18 protein-coding genes are annotated in these 19,887 nt (G+C 37.9%); 6 read left to right on the forward strand and 12 right to left on the reverse strand.

The annotated features are described in order from the left end of the window. Positions 1-372, reverse strand: a 372-nt coding sequence (locus tag AC6CHV_RS22265; RefSeq protein ID WP_498079701.1) for a response regulator, incomplete at its 3' end; no start/stop codon positions are given. A 189-nt stretch (positions 373-561) separates the two neighbouring features. On the opposite strand from AC6CHV_RS22265, the gene AC6CHV_RS22270 reads away from it, so the two are divergent. After that, positions 562-1,314, forward strand: coding sequence for an ABC transporter ATP-binding protein (locus AC6CHV_RS22270; RefSeq protein ID WP_341332735.1), 753 nt, complete (start codon positions 562-564; stop codon positions 1,312-1,314). Beyond that, positions 1,304-2,461: an ABC transporter permease gene (locus AC6CHV_RS22275; RefSeq protein ID WP_341332734.1), complete on the forward strand. Its 1,158-nt coding sequence runs from the start codon at positions 1,304-1,306 to the stop codon at positions 2,459-2,461. Before AC6CHV_RS22270 ends, AC6CHV_RS22275 begins: the two co-directional genes overlap by 11 nt. A 37-nt stretch (positions 2,462-2,498) precedes the next feature. On the opposite strand, the gene AC6CHV_RS22280 is transcribed toward AC6CHV_RS22275, so the two are convergent. Next, the gene (locus tag AC6CHV_RS22280; RefSeq protein WP_341332733.1) at positions 2,499-2,840 is read right to left on the reverse strand and encodes a cupin domain-containing protein; all 342 of its coding nucleotides are present in this window, start codon (positions 2,838-2,840) and stop codon (positions 2,499-2,501) included. Between the two features lie 190 nt (positions 2,841-3,030). On the opposite strand from AC6CHV_RS22280, the gene AC6CHV_RS22285 reads away from it, so the two are divergent. Further along, positions 3,031-4,527: an amino acid carrier protein gene (locus AC6CHV_RS22285; protein WP_498079702.1), complete on the forward strand. Its 1,497-nt coding sequence runs from the start codon at positions 3,031-3,033 to the stop codon at positions 4,525-4,527. A gap of 45 nt (positions 4,528-4,572) precedes the next feature. Here the strand turns inward: AC6CHV_RS22285 and AC6CHV_RS22290 are convergent, their stop codons facing one another. Then, positions 4,573-5,403 carry a DegV family protein gene (locus AC6CHV_RS22290; protein WP_341332732.1) on the reverse strand — a complete coding sequence of 277 codons (831 nt, stop codon included), beginning with the start codon at positions 5,401-5,403 and terminating at the stop codon, positions 4,573-4,575. Between the two features lie 174 nt (positions 5,404-5,577). On the opposite strand from AC6CHV_RS22290, the gene AC6CHV_RS22295 reads away from it, so the two are divergent. Beyond that, positions 5,578-6,744, forward strand: coding sequence for a TraB/GumN family protein (locus AC6CHV_RS22295; protein ID WP_341332731.1), 1,167 nt, complete (start codon positions 5,578-5,580; stop codon positions 6,742-6,744). A 955-nt stretch (positions 6,745-7,699) separates the two neighbouring features. Here AC6CHV_RS22295 and AC6CHV_RS22300 read toward each other — a convergent pair. Further along, positions 7,700-9,193 (reverse strand): peptide MFS transporter, encoded by a 1,494-nt coding sequence (locus AC6CHV_RS22300; protein ID WP_341332730.1) that lies wholly within the window; start codon positions 9,191-9,193, stop codon positions 7,700-7,702. Positions 9,194-9,400: 207 nt separating this feature from the next. Further along, positions 9,401-9,766, reverse strand: coding sequence for a DoxX family protein (locus AC6CHV_RS22305; protein WP_341332729.1), 366 nt, complete (start codon positions 9,764-9,766; stop codon positions 9,401-9,403). A 159-nt stretch (positions 9,767-9,925) separates the two neighbouring features. On the opposite strand from AC6CHV_RS22305, the gene AC6CHV_RS22310 reads away from it, so the two are divergent. Further along, positions 9,926-11,299: a TolB family protein gene (locus AC6CHV_RS22310; protein ID WP_498079703.1), complete on the forward strand. Its 1,374-nt coding sequence runs from the start codon at positions 9,926-9,928 to the stop codon at positions 11,297-11,299. A gap of 32 nt (positions 11,300-11,331) precedes the next feature. Here the strand turns inward: AC6CHV_RS22310 and AC6CHV_RS22315 are convergent, their stop codons facing one another. Genes AC6CHV_RS22315 through AC6CHV_RS22325 form a run of 3 tightly spaced genes read right to left on the reverse strand, consistent with a single transcriptional unit; the run spans position 11,332 to position 14,150 of the window. Further along, positions 11,332-11,508 (reverse strand): SE1832 family protein, encoded by a 177-nt coding sequence (locus tag AC6CHV_RS22315; RefSeq protein WP_341332727.1) that lies wholly within the window; start codon positions 11,506-11,508, stop codon positions 11,332-11,334. Positions 11,509-11,565: 57 nt separating this feature from the next. Further along, positions 11,566-12,819, reverse strand: coding sequence for an MFS transporter (locus AC6CHV_RS22320; RefSeq protein ID WP_498079704.1), 1,254 nt, complete (start codon positions 12,817-12,819; stop codon positions 11,566-11,568). A gap of 23 nt (positions 12,820-12,842) precedes the next feature. Further along, a complete protein-coding gene (locus tag AC6CHV_RS22325) occupies positions 12,843-14,150 on the reverse strand; it encodes an alkaline phosphatase family protein (protein WP_498079705.1) in 1,308 nt (435 codons plus the stop codon). 330 nt (positions 14,151-14,480) lie between these two features. On the opposite strand from AC6CHV_RS22325, the gene AC6CHV_RS22330 reads away from it, so the two are divergent. Beyond that, positions 14,481-15,845 (forward strand): MATE family efflux transporter, encoded by a 1,365-nt coding sequence (locus AC6CHV_RS22330; RefSeq protein ID WP_498079706.1) that lies wholly within the window; start codon positions 14,481-14,483, stop codon positions 15,843-15,845. Positions 15,846-15,885: 40 nt separating this feature from the next. On the opposite strand, the gene AC6CHV_RS22335 is transcribed toward AC6CHV_RS22330, so the two are convergent. The 4 genes from AC6CHV_RS22335 to AC6CHV_RS22350 are packed head-to-tail and all read right to left on the reverse strand — an operon-like array spanning position 15,886 to position 18,571. Further along, positions 15,886-16,578: a hypothetical protein gene (locus AC6CHV_RS22335; protein ID WP_498079707.1), complete on the reverse strand. Its 693-nt coding sequence runs from the start codon at positions 16,576-16,578 to the stop codon at positions 15,886-15,888. Continuing rightward, complete coding sequence (locus AC6CHV_RS22340) at positions 16,578-17,306, reverse strand: hypothetical protein (protein ID WP_498079708.1); 729 nt, start codon at positions 17,304-17,306, stop codon at positions 16,578-16,580. The genes AC6CHV_RS22335 and AC6CHV_RS22340 overlap by 1 nt, the downstream gene beginning before the upstream one ends. Beyond that, positions 17,293-18,189, reverse strand: a complete 897-nt coding sequence (locus tag AC6CHV_RS22345; RefSeq protein WP_498079709.1) for an ATP-binding cassette domain-containing protein — start codon at positions 18,187-18,189, stop codon at positions 17,293-17,295. The genes AC6CHV_RS22340 and AC6CHV_RS22345 overlap by 14 nt, the downstream gene beginning before the upstream one ends. Next, a complete protein-coding gene (locus AC6CHV_RS22350) occupies positions 18,176-18,571 on the reverse strand; it encodes a GntR family transcriptional regulator (RefSeq protein ID WP_341332720.1) in 396 nt (131 codons plus the stop codon). Before AC6CHV_RS22350 ends, AC6CHV_RS22345 begins: the two co-directional genes overlap by 14 nt. Positions 18,572-19,887 lie beyond the last annotated feature (1,316 nt).

Here is a 19,887-nt window from a genome sequence, read left to right on the forward strand (position 1 = left end):
AATTTCTGCCGACTTTGTTTTTTCGAGTAATCGCTCAATTGATTGTACTAAACGTTCTCTCGGATAGGGCTTCATAATATAATCATGCACATTTAGTTCAAATGCATGAACAGCATAGCCACTATTTCCTGTTACAAAAATTACTGAAATATTCAGTGCATGCGTGTGAATAATATCGGCAAGTTCATAGCCTGATAAATTCGGCATCTCAATGTCAGCAATCAACAAATCGATTTCCTCTTTTTTGATTTGTTCATAGGCTTCCTCGGCGGATAATGTAGAGAAGATAACCTCAATATCTGGAATGCCAGTTACAATTGCTTTTAATTTATCCAAATCAATCAAACGGTCATCTACAAGACCAACCTTCATTTTCAAATCTACCTCTCATAACCAACATTAAAATATTAATTTCCAAATATAGTATCTTTCTATTTTAACACCTTTAAAGGAAAATTTGACCTTTTCGCGACAAAAAAAGGAACATTCGCGACATAACTAGAGATTTTCTTAAAAAGGATGGCTATGATATAGACATAAGAACAAGACGAGGTGGAAAAAATGATCGAAATTAACGAAGTGACAAAAAGATTCAAAGATAAAAAGACTTCTATAACAGCATTAAAACATGTGAAATTTACTGTTGAAAAAGGGCAAGTTGTTGGATTGCTAGGAGAAAATGGTGCGGGAAAAACAACTCTTCTGCGAACCATTGCGACTTTACTAACTCCGACGGAGGGAAATGTTAAAGTGGCAGACTATGATACACAAAAAAATCCAGAGGAAGTAAAAAAGAGAATCGGAGTATTATTCGGTGGTGAGACCGGATTGTATGATCGGCTCACTGCACGAGAAAATCTAGAATATTTTGCAGCCCTTTATGGATTAAGCAAGCATGAAACGAAAGTAAGAATTGATGAACTAGCCCGGATGTTTGGTATGCGAGATTACTTGAATCGTAAAGTAGGTGGGTTCTCAAAAGGAATGAGACAGAAAGTAGCAATTGCGAGAACACTCATTCATAATCCAGACATCATCCTCTTTGATGAGCCAACGACCGGGTTAGATATTACGTCATCAAATGTGTTCAGACAACTTGTTCATCAGTTAAAACGTGATGGTAAGACAATTATTTTCTCTAGTCATATTATGGAGGAGGTTTCCATGCTTTGTGATTCAGTCGCAATGATGCATAAGGGAGAACTCGTCTATCATGGTGATTTAGATGAGCTTTATAAATCAGAAGGAAGCAAGGATTTGAATTATATTTTCATGAGTAAACTTGTTAGGGGGAACGAAACATATGCTTCGTAAGATATATTTGAAAGAATTAAAAGATTGCTTTCGCGATCGTCGAACATTAATACTAACTGTCTTATTACCAATTATCATGATGTCCGGAATGACATTTTTCTATGAAAATATGATTTCAGATGGCGAAGGTGATACGTTCCAACTTGCAGTTGAGGAATCTTCCATGATTGAAGCAGAAAGGGTACTTTTAGGAGTAGAGAACGTTGAGCTTATTGAATCGTCTAACCTAGAACAATCCATTCAGGACGGTGATGCACAAGTAGGGTTGGAATTAACACCAAATTTCGTTGAGGCTACACAAAATGGAGAGGAGGCAACGGTCACTCTAGTTGGGGATTCATTTAGTCAAAAGTCTACTCAATTAAATGCGATTATCTTAAATGCCTTAACCGTTTTTGAGAAAACAGTGGTTGTCGGGAACCTTCAGGAAGGCGGAATCGATCCTTCTATTATGCAACCATTTACGATTAAACAACAAGAAATGACAAATGAAGATCCAAATGTTGACATGCTTGCATTTTTGATTCCATTAATCTTATCAATTGCAATCGGAGTTGGTTCAGGTCCTTCTGCAGCAGATTTATTTGCTGGTGAAAAAGAAAAGAAAACAATGGAAGCCCTGTTAATGACCCCTGTTAAGAGATCTACCTTGCTGCTTGCAAAATGGTTAACGATTGCAACAATTGGGGCGGTAATCGGCATTATCACATTGGCTGTAGTTGCATTGGAGATTAGTTTGTTAACTGAAAATCTTAAAAATGCTGTATCATTTGGAAATGACGCTTATTTAATTATTGGAATCGGAATTTTACTTTCAGTGATTTACGCTGCGTTTACCGCATCATTAATTATGACTACAAGTATAGTCGCGAAGACGATCAAGGAAGCAGGAAGCTATAGCAGCCCTGTAATGATGATTGCCATGTTCCCTGCAATGATTATAGTAGGGGTAGGAGTGAATGAACTTACAAATTATCACTTCGCTGTGCCAATTATGAATTTATTTACTTTATTAAAAGAATTAATGTTTGGAATTATTGACTATGAACATATTCTACTAGCTTTTGGCAGCAACATCGCTTGTATGATTATCTTCTTTGCTATTGGTCGTATCTTGTTTATGAAAGATAAATGGGTAATGAACTAGTAAGGAAACTGCCAACCCTTTAGGGGCTGGCAGTTTTTTATACGTCCTGTGCGTATCTCTCATCAGGAATTTTTGTAAGTGTGACATACAAACTTACATTTTCTGAACCATCATTTACAAAGCTTAAGTTCTCGTCCCCATTACAAACGATCACATCGTTCTTGTTCACTTTTACTACTTGTTCATCAATTGTAAAGGTACCTTCACCTGAGAGTACTAATAGATAAACATTTGATCCTGGGTGCTTGTGGGCAGGTAGGGCTTGATTGGGCATGAAATTTAACAAAAAGACAGTACTACCGCCTCCTTTGGAGATGATGCGCTTTGTAAGTCTTTCCTCGTTATATTCAATAAACTGATCGAGTATTTCTTTCTTCATTCGAATCGCCCCTTTTGAATTTTTCTACTTTATATATCCATTATAATGTAGGAATAAAAGGTAGACTGTGATAAATATCATGGTCTATAAATGAGAGGGTTTAAACTGTTATACAACAATAATATTGAGTTGTCTATACACTTGAATTATAATTCTTAATATAGAGAATTTTCTAAATGAAGAAGGGGGAATGTATGTGCAGGCTTTTGCAGATTGGTTGAATGGTATCCTTTGGAGCCCGGTAATGATTTATGGAATGCTTGGTGTGGGACTTTTATTTTCAATTTTAACTCGTTTTTTACAGGTAAGGCACATCAAAGATATGACATCCCTAATGTTCAAAGGGAAAAGCTCTGATGCAGGGGTTTCATCTTTCCAAGCATTGGCTGTCTCACTATCAGGTCGTGTTGGAACAGGTAACATTGCTGGAACGGCTACCGCTATTGCATTTGGTGGACCAGGTGCCGTGTTCTGGATGTGGGCAATTGCCTTTATTGGGGCAGCAACTTCATTCATTGAATCGACATTAGCGCAGATTTACAAAGAAAAGCAAGACGGTCAATATCGTGGTGGACCAGCGTATTACATAGAAAAAGGAATCGGCTGGAAATGGTATGGAGTTATCTTTGCTCTTGCAGCCCTTCTAGCAATGGCATTTCTAATGCCAGGAATCCAATCAAATTCGATTGCAGCTGGATTGGACAACGCATTTGGGATTAATAAATGGGTAACTGCAGCTATTTTGGTTGTATTAATCGGTGCCATTATTTTTGGTGGTATTAAGAGAATAGCGAACGTTGCACAGTATGTGGTACCATTTATGGCTATAGGTTATATTATCATGGCAATTATTATCATGCTTATGAATATCGGTCAATTGCCAGCTGTAATTGCTTTAATTTTTAAAAGTGCTTTTGGAGCAGAGCAGGCATTTGGCGGAATAATCGGGATGGCAATCTCTTGGGGAGTAAAACGTGGTATTTACTCAAATGAAGCTGGTCAAGGTACAGGACCACATGCGGCTGCGGCTGCGGAAGTATCCCATCCTGCTAAACAAGGTTTAGTTCAAGCCTCTGCTGTCTACATTGATACTTTATTGGTTTGTTCAGCAACTGCGTTTATGATTTTGTTTACAGGAATGTATAATGTACAAGCGGATGATGGTGCATTTATTGTAAATAATTTAGGAGAAACAGTTGAAGCGGGGCCGGCGTTCACACAGGCAGCCGTTGAAACTGCACTTCCTGGATTTGGTGCAGGCTTTACAGCGATTGCTTTATTCTTCTTCGCCTTTACAACGATTATGGCGTATTACTATATGGCAGAAACAAATATCGCATATTTAATAAGAGGTAGAGATAGCAGGGTAGCCATGTTTGTCTTAAAAATTGTTTTATTAGGATCAATGACATACGGAACTGTGAATGAGGCGAAGCTTGCTTGGGCTTTTGGTGATATTGGCTTAGGTTTAATGGTTTGGTTGAATGTAATTGCCATTCTGATCCTAGCAAAACCAGCATTAGTAACATTAAAGGACTACGAGAAGCAACGCAAGGCGGGACTTGATCCAGTCTTTAATCCAGAAAAACTTGGAATTAAAAATGCTGACTATTGGGTGAATGATTATAAGCATGAAGATAATCCTTCAGGCTCGTTAGCAGAAAACGATAAGTCATTCCCAGGATAAAAGGTGAAAGGGACCAAAACATGTTTATGCTTGGTCCCTTTTTTATTATGCATAAGAAATAATCATGCCTCTCCTACCCGCGTAAGTACCCATTGTTGCACCCATATAATTTAGAATGACTTCTTTTGGATGAAACAGGGCAATAATTTCATTTTTTAACGCCTCAGCTTCCTCAAGGTTACCTGTGTGGGTGATTCCAAAAATGGTTTCAGAGAAATCCTTTTTTGAGTCTTTGATTATTTCCATTAATCGTTTTTGGCTTTTCTTTTTCCCTCGGATTTTTTCAAGAGTTTCTACGGTGCCGCCATCTCCTCTTTGTAATAAAACCTTTATATTTAATAGCTTTGCAAGAGAGCCTTGAAATTTGCTTAATCGACCGCCTTTCACTATATTCTCGAGTGTATCAAGCAAAATGAAGATATTCATGTTTTCTCGGTATTTGGTAAGGATTGCGACGATTTCCTCCATTGAATGTCCACTTTCAGCTAGTTCAGCAGCTTTTATAATTTGTATACCATGCCCTAAAGAGCCAGCTAAAGTATCAAAGACAGTCACTTTATTTTTAGTAAGTCCCTTTGCTATGATTGCCGATTGATAGGTGCCACTTAATCCAGATGAAATTGTCAAACATAGAATCTCTGAATTAACTGGGAACTTGGAATACGCTTCTCCAAAAACAGCTGGAGATGGCTGAGAAGTCCTTGGTAGTTCGGCAGACGCAAACATTTTTTTAAAGAATTCTTTTGGTGTTATATCAACACCTTCTCTATAGTCAACACCTTCAATCGAAACGTTCATGGGAACAACTGTTATTTTATATTTTTCTAGCAACTCATTTGGAAGATCCGCTGAGCTATCAGTTACAATTTTTATCACCATAAATCCCTCACAATAATAATTAACTCTTATTTTAAGTATATCATTTCCAAATAAAATTCTACGTTTTCAACACTTCGAGCTGTTTTATAAAATAAAAGAATTCAAATCTATGCCATTCTAGTTTAGAATTAGACATATACACAATTTGAGCATGTATAAGGATGGTCTATTATGTCTGAAGAAAATATCACGAGGATCGAATTAGATGGTAAGGAATACATATTAATTGGAACTGCTCACGTTTCAAAACATAGTGCTGAACAGGTTAAGGAAGTTATTGAAGCGGAAAAACCTGATTCGGTTTGTATTGAGCTAGATGAACAAAGATATCAATCCATGATGGAAGGCAACAAATGGAAGGAAATGGACATCTTTAAGGTCATCAAAGAGAAGAAGGCTACCTTGCTTCTCATGAACCTAGCAATTTCCTCATTCCAAAAGCGAATGGCTAGTCAATTTGGAATCAATGCTGGGCAAGAAATGATGCAGGGAATCGAGTCAGCGAAAGAAGTAGATGCCGAATTAGTTTTGGCAGACCGAAACATTCAAATTACATTCTCACGCATTTGGAATGCAGTCGGGTTCACAGGAAAAATGAAATTATTAATGTCTATTATTTATAGTATTTTCAGCAACGAGACGATTACTGAAGAAGAACTGGAAAAAATGAAATCCAAGGATATGCTGAATTCAATGCTAACTGAATTTTCAACGAGCTTTCCAAAATTAAAAACGCCACTAATTGATGAGCGTGATCAGTATTTGGCACAGAAGATCAAACATGCTCCAGGAGAAAAAGTAGTAGCCGTACTTGGGGCAGCACATGTTCCTGGAATAAAGGAAGAAATTAAAAAAGAACACGATTTGAAGAAGCTTACACAGTTGCCGCCTAAATCAAAAGCCCCTAAAATTATCGGTTGGGCAATTCCGATTTTAATCGTGGCCATTATTGCCTATACCTTTATTGCCAACCCAGAAGCGGGCTTGCAACAAACCCTAAGTTTAGTCTTATGGACGGGTTCATTTTCCGCTATCGGAGCAGTGATTGCTCTAGGTCATCCACTTACAATTGTGACTGCATTTTTTGCAGCACCAATTGGAGTCATGCATCCCTTAATTGCAGCGGGTTGGATAGCAGGTTTTGTACAAGCTTTCCTACGCCGTCCTAGCGTGAAGGACTTTGAAACACTTTCAACAGATGTTTATAGTGTAAAAGGCTTCTGGCATAACAAAGTAACACGGATTTTATTAATTATTGTTTTGTGTAACCTTGGAACATCTCTCGGCTTATTTATTGGTGGCGCAGATGTTGTGAGATTATTTATTAAAAATTTATAATACACAAAAAGACCTGTTCAATCCCGAACAGGTCTTTTTAGTATGCGAATAAATCAACTAAGAATGGCGTGAAGTGAATCATAAAAAGCATAGGTGATTCTGAGAGCATGAGCGGAAAAAGGAGAAAGTGAGTCAGAAACGAGGGTCGATTCTGACAGCATGGGTTAGGAAAAGGAGAGAGTGAGTCGGAAACCAAGGTTGATTCTGACAACATGAGCGGAAAAAGGAGAGAGTGAGTCAGAAACGAGGGTTGATTCTGACAGCATGAGCGGAAAAAGGAGAGAGTGAGTCAGAAATCAGTGGTGATTCTGACAGCATGAGTTAGGAAAAGGAGAGAGTGAGTCAGAAACGAGGGTAGATTCTGACACAATGAGCGGAAAAAGGAGAGAGTGAGTCAGAAACCAAGGTTGATTCTGACAACATGAGCGGAAAAAGGAGAGAGTGAGTCAGAAACGAGTGGTGATTCTGACAGCATGAGCTGAAAAAGGAGGGAGTGAGTCAGAAACGAGGGCTAATTCTGACAGAACGAGAGGAAGAAAGAGAGAGTGAGTCGGAAATCAGTGGTGATTCTGACAGCATGAGCTTAAAAAGGAGAGAGTGAGTCGGAAATCAGTATGATTCTGACAGAACGAGGTGAATCAGCAGGGAGTGAGTCAGAAACTAGTGGTGATTCTGACAGCATGAGCTGAAAAAGGAGGGAGTAAGTCAGAAACGAGAGCTGATTCTGACAGAACGAGAGGAAGAAAGAGAGAGTGAGTCAGAAATCAGTGGTGATTCTGACAGCACGAGCTAGAAAAAGTAGAAAGAGAGTCCAATAAGGCAATTCCAATTCGTACTATCTTACTCGAGTTATCCTCTAAAATATATTATTCCACAAAATATAAGAAAAGTAGCGTGAGATAGTCTCACGCTACTTGATATGTTGCATTATTTTTTGAAAAATCAGAACTAATTATTAGTTGACACCCTTCATGAACTTATGAATCTTTGGTGATACGAATAATAGGATAATACCTAATACAATAGATGCCCCACCAATTACTCCAAAGTAAGTCATTTCTGTTTCAGGTGTATAGAATTTAACAAGTTGTGCGTTAAGTGCTTGTGCAGCAGCATTTGAAAGCATCCATAAACTCATCATTTGAGCTGTGAACGCTGCAGGTGCTAATTTTGTTGTAGCGGAAAGTCCGACAGGTGAAATTAATAATTCCCCAATAACAACAATGAAATAACTTAGCACTAACCAAAGTGGATTAACTAATGAATCTGTTCCACCAAAATATGCTGGTAATAAAATTACAAGGAAAGAAAGACCGGCAAAAAGCAAACCTAATGAAAACTTTTTCGGAACAGAAGGTTGACGATCTCCAAGCTTTACCCATAGCCATGCAAATACAGGCGCAAAAATAATAATAAATAATGGGTTTAATGATTGGAACCAAGCTGGAGAAATATCAAAGCCAGCAAATTGTAATTGTGTTCGTGTATCAGCATAATTGGCAAGAATTGTTGCTCCTTGTTCTTGAATGGACCAGAACATAACGGCAGCTAAGAATAAAGGAATATACGCTAATACTCTTGAACGCTCAACATCTGATGTTTTTGAGCTACGATACATCGTAACAAAATAAATAGTAGGAATTAAGAAACCAAGAATACCAATAAGTGCGATAAATGAATCAAATGTTAGGAAACCGGCTGGAATTCCAACTGCTATTAAAATTGCAACTATAACTATACCAACAGCAATCTGTGTATACACTTTTTTCTTTTCATTTGGTGCAAGTGGATTTGGAACAATTGTACCTGCAAGACCAAGATTCTTTTTCTTTGTGAAAACAAAGAATAGTAATCCAAAGAACATACCGATCGCAGCAATTGCGAAGCCCCAATGGAAATTATGCTTTAATCCAATTTCACCTACGATAAGAGGAGAAAGGAATCCACCGAGGTTAATACTCATATAGAAGATACTAAATCCTGCATCACGACGTGTATCTTTTTCACTATAAATTTCCCCAACAACACTAGAAACGTTTGGTTTTAGTAAACCTGTACCAAGGACAATCAGAACCATTGACACAAAGAATAGTGAGATGTTACCAGGAATTGCAAGTGCAATATGACCTAGCATGATTAAAATACCACCATAAAATACCGCTTTAGAAGTACCGAAGATACGGTCTGCTAACCATCCACCGATAACCCCTGACATATAAACAAGTGACCCATAAATCGACATAATCGCCATAGCTGTATGTTGATCAAGTCCAAGTCCTCCATCAGATACTTCATAATACATATAGAATAATAGGATGGCTCTCATACCATAATATGAGAATCGCTCCCAGAATTCCGTGAAGAAAAGTGTGAATAGTCCTTTAGGATGTCCGAAGAATCCCTTTTGAGGAACACTGTCCACAATTTTCTGTCTATTATAGTCTGACATAACATAACCTCCAAGATAGTATATTGGTATAATAATTGAAATTGTTACACTATGTCAAACATAAGAAAATTCTGAGTTGGTCCAATATTTTATAAGGTTTTAAATCTTAGGTTAAATAAAAAGCTTTTTGGAATCATTATATTGATAAAAATAAACAGATTGCGTTTGCAATCTGTTTAATGTTTCCATTGAAGGATAAATTCACTATTATTTATGGTGTGATTTATAAAGAATGTATAATAATGCCAATAATACAATATCAAGTCTTACAGCAAAGGCAAATTGTAGAAAGCCTGTATGCAGAACGGGAATTTTTACTAAAAGGATTGCTGCAAGGATAATGATAAGTAATGGAATCGATGCTTTTTTAACTTCCTTATTAATAGCAAGAAGGATCCCACAAACAATTTCAAGAATAGCGACAATATACATGATGAGTTCGGGTGCAGGTAATGGTAGATTTAGAAAGACAGAGCTTAGTTCACTGCTAAGAAGTTTCATTGTCCCAGATGTAATAAATACAAATGCTACTACATAGCGTATTAGTTTCATAGTAGAAAATGTTTGGTTCATTTTTCTCCCTCCTTTTCTATAACTCTATGGTTGGAGAGGACAAACTATTCTCAAGGAAAGGGCATAAATAATATATAGACGAAAAGTAGTAAAGATGAACCTATTTAAGCTATATGAATAAAATAGGCAAAAGACATCTATAGATAGGAGGTTTGTCTTTTGTCTGTAAATTACAGAGTACGACCAACTGGAATAATTGCTTATACTTCAAGCCGTGGCGGGAGCTATGATATATGGCTTTTTTATCTTCAAAATGGAAATCGGGTTAAACTAACAAACGGATTAGCTGATTCCTTTTCAAAGCCTATATGGTCAGGTGATAATCGAAGAATTGCTTTTGTAGGGAAAAATCGGATCGTATATGTCATTGACCTTTCTACTGGCGGAATCGCGGCTATTGACCAAATCGGTCCAAATGAGGACATTACACTTGATTGGTCTCCAAATCATAGGATATTAGCCTATACAACGCGAAATCACATTATGATGTATGATGTATTGACTCATCGAGCAACAAGTATTTCAGAGCCTAGTGCATCAGATGCTCAGTGGTTCCCAAGTGGGCAAGAGCTATTGTTTCAAGGAGTAGATCCTTCAGGAAACCAGCAATTATACCGTATAGCGGCAAATGGATCTGGGAGGAGACAAATTACAAATAATACAGAAGGGCCATTAAATGAGGTTTCACTTTCACCAGACGGAACATTTGTCCTTTATACAACACCAGGAGCTAGTATATCACTTATCCGTACAGTGGAGTTGACATCAGGTCAGGTGTACGAAATTCAAGGTGGAGAACAAGCAAAAAATTTTTATCCAACATGGTCCCCGAACTCTCAGATGATAGCATTCAGTGCGACTGCTTATAGGGAAGGAACAGGATATTATAATCAAATTCGCGTAGTAGGAAAACGTGGTGACAATGAACGAATTCTTTCAACATCTTCTTGCTTTTCAACACCTGTTACATGGTCCCAAGATTCCCGAACTATTGCCTATTTATCTGGTTGCTCAGAACAAGAATTTGCAACTGAAATGTGGTTGGTAGGTATACAAAGTCCAAATCCTATCATCCTTACGAGGGAACCTCAAATTGTAAATCTAAGCTGGTCTTCAGGGAATGTTCCTCCTACAGGCGGGGTTTATACAAATGAAACGTATAGAGTGCGGTTCCAATATCCATCGCACTGGTACCAGGTAAATACGGAGAGATATGAGGGAGCGGATGGTTTCTTTCAAATTTCAGCAATTGGTGGTGGGGATGATATTCATGAAGTGTGTAGGGGAGAAGCCTTTCACAAGTTGATGCCATATGGCTCGTCACCTCGCATTTTCCAGACTAGAATTCGTGGGCAAGAGGCTTGTCTGATCTATCCATCTTCAGACCAACCACCTGAAATGAACCGCCAGGCAGCTGCAATAGTCAGATATCCTACCCCAGTTCAAATTGAAGGTTCAACCTATAATTACTTCATTTCATGGGCGGATGAAGCTCATCTGAATTCGATTGCAAGAACCATTTCGTTTATATAAAAAAAAGCTGCAACACTTGGTTGCAGCTCCTTTTACAATTGGCGTAATTTTCTTGATAGGGTGCTAATCTCATCCTCGATTTCTGCGATTTGCCGTTCCAATGGTGAGATATTGCCATTCACAGAATCTAACTTTTCCAAATCATTTTGAAGACGTACATAGTCTAATTTTAGCTCGCGAATTTTGTATTCAAGTTCTTTCTTATCCATTAATTGTCCCCATTTCTCAAGTTTTTTTCATTATAACATTGAGAAAGAGGATTTGCTCTATTTAACCTCACTAGGTTCTGGAACGCGGGTTAACACGATAAAACCAATGATGAAGAGGATAACTAAGCTGAAAACACCCATATTGGAATGACCTGTGATTTGAGCGGTTACCCCGACTAGTAACGGACCCATAATGGAAGCGAACTTTCCAAAGATATTATAAAACCCAAAAAACTCATTTGCCTTTTGTTTAGGGACAAGCTTCGCAAAATAAGAGCGGCTTAATGCCTGAATCCCACCCTGAGAAGTAGCGACAAGCATGGCGAGGATCCAAAAATCAAGAGTCGTTTTTAGGAAAAAAGCATACACGCAGACAATGATATAAACGAAAATGCCGACATACAACATTTTCTTACCAGTGAATTTCTGTGCCAACCGACCATAAAGTATCGCGAATGGTGCAGCCACAACTTGTGTTACAAATAATACAATTAATAAATTTGTTGCATTGATTCCAAGGTCTGTTCCATATGCGGTTGACATGGAAATAACCGTACCAACTCCGTCGATATAAAAGAAGTAGGCCACTAAGAATAAAAACACAGCACGGTATTTTTTGATTTCCTTAAAGGTTGTTCCAAGGCGTTTAAAGCTACTTGCGATCGGATTAGGTTCCCGTTCGATATAGTAACGTTGATGTACATTTTTGAATAATGGGATGGAAAAAAGACCCCACCAAACGGCTGTAATGATAAATGCTATTTTACTAGCAACAGTTGCCGAAATCGGTAAAATTTCTTGTTGTGCAAGAAGGATAATGGCGATAGCAAGTAAAAAAGGAATAGTACTACCGATATAGCCTAATCCATATCCACGTGCAGAAACACGGTCCATTTTATCTTCAGTTGTGACGTCAATTAGAAACGCATCATAGAAAACATTTGCCCCTGTTGAACCTAAAGCAGCAAACGTATAAACAATTAATAAGAGCAACCAATTATCACTTGGTACAAAAGCTAATAAGGCTGTTGCGGAAACTCCTAATGCAAAGAAGAAAGTGAAAAACTTCTTTTTGTAGCCTTGATAATCAGCAATTGTTCCCAGTATCGGTCCAATCATCGCTAAGATAAAGGTGAAAATGGCGATTGTATAGCCAAGATATGCTGTTGAATCTGAAGCATCCACACCTGCATTTGTTGCGGCAGCCTTATAAAAAATCGGAAAAACAGCCGTAGTAATAATAATTGAATAGGCTGAATTGGCCCAATCATAATACATCCAACTCGATTCCTCTTTCGTAAACGACCTCATCCCAAAACCCCCCTTAAATTTAATCAAATGTTTAGAAGTTCCTCAATCACATGACCATCTGTTTTTCCTAGATCTAAGTCTAATAGTCTCGCAAATGTTGGCCCTTCATCTACGAGATGCATAGCAGGTATTTCAATGTTTGGACGAATTCCTTTTCCGGAAGCGATAAGAACGGTTGTGTAGTTCTCCTTTTCCGGTGAGTAGCCATGGCTTGCAAAGGTATAGCGTTTTTCACGAACATCCTCAGCTTGAATTTCATCGATATACTCACCATCCAGCTGCTCCTTAAAATAGTAGCCAAGCCGTGCTTCAATCATGAACGCAGCATTGTCATCTGCCCCCTTTTCCTGCGCTTCACTACTTGAAAGAATTCGTTCGATACCGTTGTTTTCAACTTCCATTAGCTCTGTAAGAAGGGTTCTAACCTGTTCTTTAGTTTTAGTGTCGTTTTTCTCTTTAAGATAAATATATGCAGAGCCATCACAGCTTTTGCAGTATGCCTTCCAATCTATTACGTTACCATCCGTATTTACGGTAATAAGACCTGACTTCCTAAATAAAACATTCAGCTTAACTGCCTTGGATTCATCCAATGCACTATGGTCACCTAATGCAATGATTGTTGTTTTTTCATAGATTCCACTTTCTTTTAAAGCATTCATGATCCTACCCAGTCTTTCATCATGACGACGAAGGGCTGCCATTGCTTCATCAGATGAAAATCCATGATAATGGCGTTGTGAATCTAAGTCGACAAAATGGACAAGCATAAGATTAGGCTTTCTCGTTTTAATGGTTTCAACGGTTGACTCAAGTACGAAATCATCGAGTTCAGGCTGATTAAGCCCATTCCGAAGATGTCCAAACTTTCGATTCATTTCCAATTGATATAGCGGACTGCCATTAAATAAAGAAACAAAGATTTGATTATGCCATGGGCGATTTGCAAAAATCTCTGGCATATTGTAATCGATATTTGCCTTTGCAGTTACGGGCCATAAAAGGGCTGCAGTCTTCATCCCAGCCTTTTTAGCTTCATCGTAAAGAGTCGTTCCTTTTACATGCTGTCTGTGCCAATACCAATCCGGCGATTGGCGACCAGGCTGGAGAAAAGTGTTATTCACGATTCCATGATTTTTTGGATATCTCCCAGTCACTATCGTTGCATGGCATGGATAGGTTACAGAAGGATATATTGTTTCAACATTCTTGCAAAAAGATGCATGCTCTAAGAGTTTCTTAAAATTGGGAAGCTCATTAATAATTGGAAAATCAAGTGATGATAAGCAGTCAAATGAGATGACCAGTAAATAATCAGTGAGTCGTGACATATGGACCTCCATCCTACGAAAGTCTTGTAATCTACTTACAATATAACAGAAAATTGGCAATTAAAATATGAAAACAATGTAAAGACAAAGTAAAAAAGTATTCATTTAAATGTGAGATCGAATATAATTATGGTTATGTGTTCAATTTAACTGTCTGGCGTTTATTCACAGCCTGAGTAAAGTAAGCCTCCGGTGGATGCCGCGATTATTCAAAGGTATTTTGACTAAGAACGCCACTTCCTGTGGCAACGTCTTTGTAACCCACCTCGTGCGGGCCTAAAAAATCGGCGCAAATACGCCGAGGCGTATTTGATTTGAAGGAGAACGTTCATGTACGAAACAAAAACCATTCGAGAAAAAATAAAATTGATTATTATTATGTTGATTCCCATTTTAATCACACAGTTAAGTATGTTTTCCATGGTATTTTTCAATACAATCATGACTGGAAGATTTAACTCTTCTGATTTAGCCGGGGTTGCGATTGGGTCATCCATCTGGAATCCGATTTTTACAGGAATAAGTGCCATTTTGCTTGCAGTCTCACCTATAGCTGCTCAAAAATTTGGGGAAAAGAAAAGTAATGAAGTATCAACAGTTGTTTCAAGTGGGATATATTTAAGCTTCATTATTGGATTCGTGGTTATTTTAGCAGGGGTTCTCTTTTTAAATCCATTGTTATCCATGATGAATTTGCAAGAAAGTGTACACAAGACAGCACATAATTACCTAGTTGGGTTGAGCTTTGGGATCATTCCGTTGTTCATATTTAATGTACTGCGATCATTTATTTATGCATTAGGTATTACAAGAGTAGTCATGTTTGTATTATTGGTATCTGTACCTATTAATCTATTCTTAAATTATGTATTAATATTTGGTGCTTTGGGCTTTCCTGCACTCGGTGGTGGGGGAGCCGGTTTAGCGACTTCCATTACGTATTGGGTTATAGTTGGGATAACAGCTTTTATCGTCATTACAAAAGAACCATTTTCTTCCTATAAAGTTTTTGCTGGATTTAGCGGTTTTACATTGAGAGAAAGCAAGGAGATTTTAAAAATAGGTATCCCGATGGGGTTATCAACTTTTTTTGAAACGAGTATGTTTGCCGCTGTAACGATTTTAATTAGTAAATTTTCTGTTACAACCGTTGCAGCTTATCAATCAGCGCTGAATATTGTTTCGTTCCTCTATATGATTCCAGTGAGCATTTCAATGGCGTTAACCGTTCTAGTGGGGTTTGAAGTAGGAGCAAAGCGCTTTAAGGATGCGAAAATTTATAGTTGGTTAGGGATCTCACTTTCAATGATCATTGCGCTTGTTACGGGGCTCTTTGTGATTGTCTTCCGCTTTAAAGTGGCTGGTCTTTATTCAACGGAAACGGCGGTCATCACATTAACAGCTCAATTCCTAATTTACGCTTTATTCTTCCAGGTTTCGGATGCTATTCAAGCAACAGCACAGGCTGCTCTAAGGGGATACAAGGATGTTAATATCGCATTCGTAATGACTTTGGTCGCCTATTGGCTCATTTGCTTACCTGCCGGCTGGGGGCTTGCGCACTTCACGGATTTAGGAGCTGCCGGTTACTGGCTTGGCTTGACATTTGGTTTACTTGCTGCAGGAGTCGGTTTATCAGCAAGACTCATCCACATCCAACGCACACGTTATGCGGAGGAAAAAATGGTTGGCTAAACTTAAAAGGAAGGGGACTCCCCCTTCCTTTTTTTGTTGCTTATTCTCCGATAAAGTTAACAAACTCGCTCCCAGTTAACTCTAGGTTTTTCGGAACTCTAATTAAAAGAAAATCATAATTAAGCGGCTTATCATCGTTGAACCTATTATCAAATTCATCCATAATTCCGCCACCTTTAAACTGCGAGATTACAAAGTCATTATGAAAGCTATATAGTCTAATTGAATAATCTAGTGGAGAAATGACTAGCATATTGTTATTTTCGATTGAAACGGTTGGCGATGGGATTTCCTCATAAAAATCATAACCATTGAAATTTGTATTTGCTACATAATAGATTACTTCAATGATGTTATCGTCAGTTTCGTTACGGTCAAAAACGGTTTGCATGTTTAAATTGTCCAATGTTTTAATATTAAGTTGGTCTTGATCGAATGGAATTTCCCACTTTTCTTTTTCCTTTATAGCTTCAAAATTTTCAGTGTTCCCCTGTTGAATCGCTTGATTTATTTGTTCGTAGCTCAAATCCTGAGTTGTGTTTTCAGATGTTTTAAAACTAGGGATGCAATAATAAACAATCACAGAGACTGTTAAGATGATTAAATATGTTCCTAGTAAAATTTTTGTACCCTTTACACCCTTGAACTTTTTACCAAAGAATACAGAAACTAAAATAATCGCAAGGATGAACAAGATAATGATAGGAAGTATCAAAGTACCGATTACTGACATTATTTTCGAACCTCCAATCGATTGGTTGCAGCTATTACAATCCACGTCATAACTGCGACTGTAACAATGATTTTGAGTGTAAATACAAGGATAGATGATTCATGTGCAAAAAACGTAAACCCTGTAAATGTATCAAATGATCGTATTTCATATATAGCCCAACCAATTACAAATGCAGGAATCGCAAATCCAAAAAGTTTGTTTATTTGCGTAAACATTCCGATGAGATAACCTAGTGTTGCAAACAAAAGCAGATATAAAGTACCGACATAAATGCCAACAAGCATATCAGAAAATGGGAGGAAAAAATGGTTCGCTATAATCTTATTACTCCCATTGAAATACAAGATTACCCTTAAAAGAATTCCAGCAAAAGTTGAAGTGATACTGGCAATAAATGAATAGATTATCAACATTCCAATTGTTGAAAGGTGACTACTCATTCTGTTTGTTACAAATGAAAAATCGATATAATGATAGGGTTTTGTTGATAGAGTGATTGCCGTAATAACAGCCCAAAAGGCGGTAAAAACAAAAATAACACTTCCGGAGTAACTGGTTATCGAAACACTCCCACCAAGCCCCATCTGGCCAACTCCATTAAAAGAAAACAAAAGCGCAATCGCCTGGACAGTTGCGAGGCTTGTAAACGTACCATAATAAGCCCTTACTTTAAAAAATAGCTGTTTTTTTACAATATCAAGTATACAAGCATTAGTTAAATACATCATTTATACCCCCTTTATTCTTTGCGGTGAGATATACACAAAGGTCTTCAGTTGCAACCGGGGTAAGATCAATTCCGAGTTTCTTCGCTTCTAACCATGTTGCTTCTGGATAAGCATCCTTTACAACGGAATACGTGTAATCATTACCGAAGTCTTCTACATAAATGACCTCCATCTCTTTTGTGACCTTTTCAATGACGTTTGCTTTACCACGCAGTCCAACTGCAAACTCCTTCAAATCATCGATCGATTCATGAAGTGCAACATTACCATCTCGTATGAGGAGAACATTTTCCAAAATACTATCAATTTCGTTTAGCAGGTGGCTTGAAAAGAGGATTGTTCTAGGGTGCGCAATGTAATCTTTCAATAATGCCTTGTAAAAATCCTTACGTATGGCGGCGTCCATTCCAGTTGTAGGTTCATCAAAGATTGTAATTGGGCAGCGGGATGAGAGACCGATGATCATATTAAATGTACTTTTCATACCTTTTGAAAGATGATGGTGAAGTTGCTTTGGATTAAAATCGAAATAATCGAATAGCCGTTTTGCCAACTCGCCGTCCCAATTAGGATAGAATTTTGCACTTGCGTCTATTAGTTCTGCTAGATTCAGCCAAGGAGGGAAGGCCATATTATCATCAATAAAAATAAGATTGGAAGAGATCTTTAAATTATTAAACGGGTTCTCCGAAAAAACACGAACCTCTCCTGAAGAAACTGGGTAAAAACCAGCGATAATCTTTAAAAGGGTTGTTTTTCCTGCTCCGTTTCTACCAATAACCCCCGTTATCGTATTTGGCTCAATTGTAAAAGTCAGATTATCTAATGCTTTAAACCCACTATAGAGTTTAGATACATTATGAAACTCAATTGCGTTCATCACGATTCCCCCTTTGCCTTTCTTTTTCATCCTTAATCAAATTGACTAATTCTTCTTCATTAACCCCTAATCGTTCTGACTCCATTACAAGTTCGAAAATGAGATTTTTCATTGTTTGACTTTTCCTTTTCTCTAAAATAAATTGTTTGGCGTTCGGTGTTACAAACATGCCTAAGCCTCGCTTTTTATAAAGAATGTTTTCATCTGCAAGGAGATTCAGTCCCTTGGCAGCGGTTGCAGGATTAATATTGAACATTTCTGCAAGCTGATATTGAGAAAATACCTTGTGATCCTCTGGTATTGCTCCACTTAAGATTTCTGTTTCAATCCATTCTGAAATTTGTACATAGATTGGCTTCGTGCCATCCTGCTTAAACTTCATCTAAACACCTCCTTAGGTGAATATGTGCCTTAGTGCATTAGTGATATAATGTACTATACTATATACTATGTAAAATTTCCAGATTATTTACTATAATTTTTTAAAAATGACCATAATTAGGCTAGTAAAGGAAAAAGAAGTTAATTCATCCTTGAGAAAAACCGTAAAAATACGCCTCTAGTCTTAGATTCTTGTAATTTCTAGGTCCATAGTTCGAATACATATCTTATAGTATAGTTAACTTGAGGAAGTACTGATTGATGAAGAGGAGAAGGATGAATTGTTGGCTGGGAATCCTCTTCATGGAGGAGATGAAGAGGAAAAAATTGAATTATTGTTGTGGAAATCATCTTGATAGAGGAGATGAATGGGAAAAATTGAAATAGTGTCATATGAATCCTCTTGGTAGAGGAGATGAATAGGAAAAATTGCGTTATTGTCGTGGAAATCCTCTTGGTAGAGGATCTGAATGGGAAAATATGTGTTAGTGTCATGGAAATCCTCTTCATAGAGTTGATGAAGGGGGAAATATACGTTATTGTCGTGGAAATCCTCTTGGTAGAGTAGATGAATAGGAAAATATGCGTTATTGTCGTGGAAAACCTCTTCATAGAGTTGATGAATGGGAAAATATGCATTATTGTCGTGGAAATCCTCTTGGTAGAGGAGATGAATAGGAAAATATGCGTTATTGTCGTGGAAAACCTCTTCATAGAGTTGATGAAGGGGAAAACGCTGGATAAATTGCGTGTGAATCCTCTTCATGGAGTGTATGAAGAGGAAAAGGCTGGATGAATTGGGTGTGAATCCTCTTCATGGAGTGTATGAAGAGGAAAAGGCTGGATAAATTGCGCGTGAACCCTCATCATGGAGTGTATGAAGAGGAAAAGGCTGGATGAATTGAATGTGAATCCTCTTCATGGAGTGTATGAAGAGGAAAAGGCTGGATGAATTGCTCGTGAATCCTCTTCATGGAGTGTATGAAGGGGAAAAGGCTGGATGAATTGCGTGTGAACCCACTTCATGGAGTTGATGAAGGGGGCAACGCTGGATGAATTGTGTGAAAATTCTCTTCATCAACCTAATGTAGACCCGGACTAAGCGCCAGCACCGATGTAAAGTCCATCATCAACCTAATGAAGACCCGGAACAGAGCGCAAGTACCGCAGTAAAGTCCTTCATCGAGCTGATGAAGACCTGAACGCAGCGCCAGCACCGTTGTAAAGTCCTACATCCACAAAGTTCGCAAAACTATAAGTTCACACCAGATTTTCCCTTGAAAATTTTTGAAACCAACTTTTGAGTTGGTTCGTATA

The organism is Ferdinandcohnia sp. GQ5 (genome assembly GCF_059759275.1).

Excerpts from the sequence above, each read along its gene's own strand:
- AC6CHV_RS22305 (WP_341332729.1), bottom strand. The coding sequence starts at position 9,766 with ATGAACCAAACATTTTCTACTATGAAACTAATACGCTATGTAGTAGCA.
- AC6CHV_RS22350 (WP_341332720.1), bottom strand. The coding sequence starts at position 18,571 with ATGAAGTTTAAGCAGGATGGCACGAAGCCAATCTATGTACAAATTTCA.
- AC6CHV_RS22270 (WP_341332735.1), top strand. The coding sequence starts at position 562 with ATGATCGAAATTAACGAAGTGACAAAAAGATTCAAAGATAAAAAGACT.
- AC6CHV_RS22300 (WP_341332730.1), bottom strand. The coding sequence starts at position 9,193 with ATGTCAGACTATAATAGACAGAAAATTGTGGACAGTGTTCCTCAAAAG.
- AC6CHV_RS22345 (WP_498079709.1), bottom strand. The coding sequence starts at position 18,189 with ATGAACGCAATTGAGTTTCATAATGTATCTAAACTCTATAGTGGGTTT.
- AC6CHV_RS22295 (WP_341332731.1), top strand. The coding sequence starts at position 5,578 with ATGTCTGAAGAAAATATCACGAGGATCGAATTAGATGGTAAGGAATAC.
- AC6CHV_RS22330 (WP_498079706.1), top strand. The coding sequence starts at position 14,481 with ATGTACGAAACAAAAACCATTCGAGAAAAAATAAAATTGATTATTATT.
- AC6CHV_RS22315 (WP_341332727.1), bottom strand. The coding sequence starts at position 11,508 with ATGGATAAGAAAGAACTTGAATACAAAATTCGCGAGCTAAAATTAGAC.
- AC6CHV_RS22325 (WP_498079705.1), bottom strand. The coding sequence starts at position 14,150 with ATGTCACGACTCACTGATTATTTACTGGTCATCTCATTTGACTGCTTA.
- AC6CHV_RS22340 (WP_498079708.1), bottom strand. The coding sequence starts at position 17,306 with ATGTATTTAACTAATGCTTGTATACTTGATATTGTAAAAAAACAGCTA.
- AC6CHV_RS22275 (WP_341332734.1), top strand. The coding sequence starts at position 1,304 with ATGCTTCGTAAGATATATTTGAAAGAATTAAAAGATTGCTTTCGCGAT.
- AC6CHV_RS22285 (WP_498079702.1), top strand. The coding sequence starts at position 3,031 with ATGTATGTGCAGGCTTTTGCAGATTGGTTGAATGGTATCCTTTGGAGC.
- AC6CHV_RS22320 (WP_498079704.1), bottom strand. The coding sequence starts at position 12,819 with ATGAGGTCGTTTACGAAAGAGGAATCGAGTTGGATGTATTATGATTGG.
- AC6CHV_RS22280 (WP_341332733.1), bottom strand. The coding sequence starts at position 2,840 with ATGAAGAAAGAAATACTCGATCAGTTTATTGAATATAACGAGGAAAGA.
- AC6CHV_RS22335 (WP_498079707.1), bottom strand. The coding sequence starts at position 16,578 with ATGTCAGTAATCGGTACTTTGATACTTCCTATCATTATCTTGTTCATC.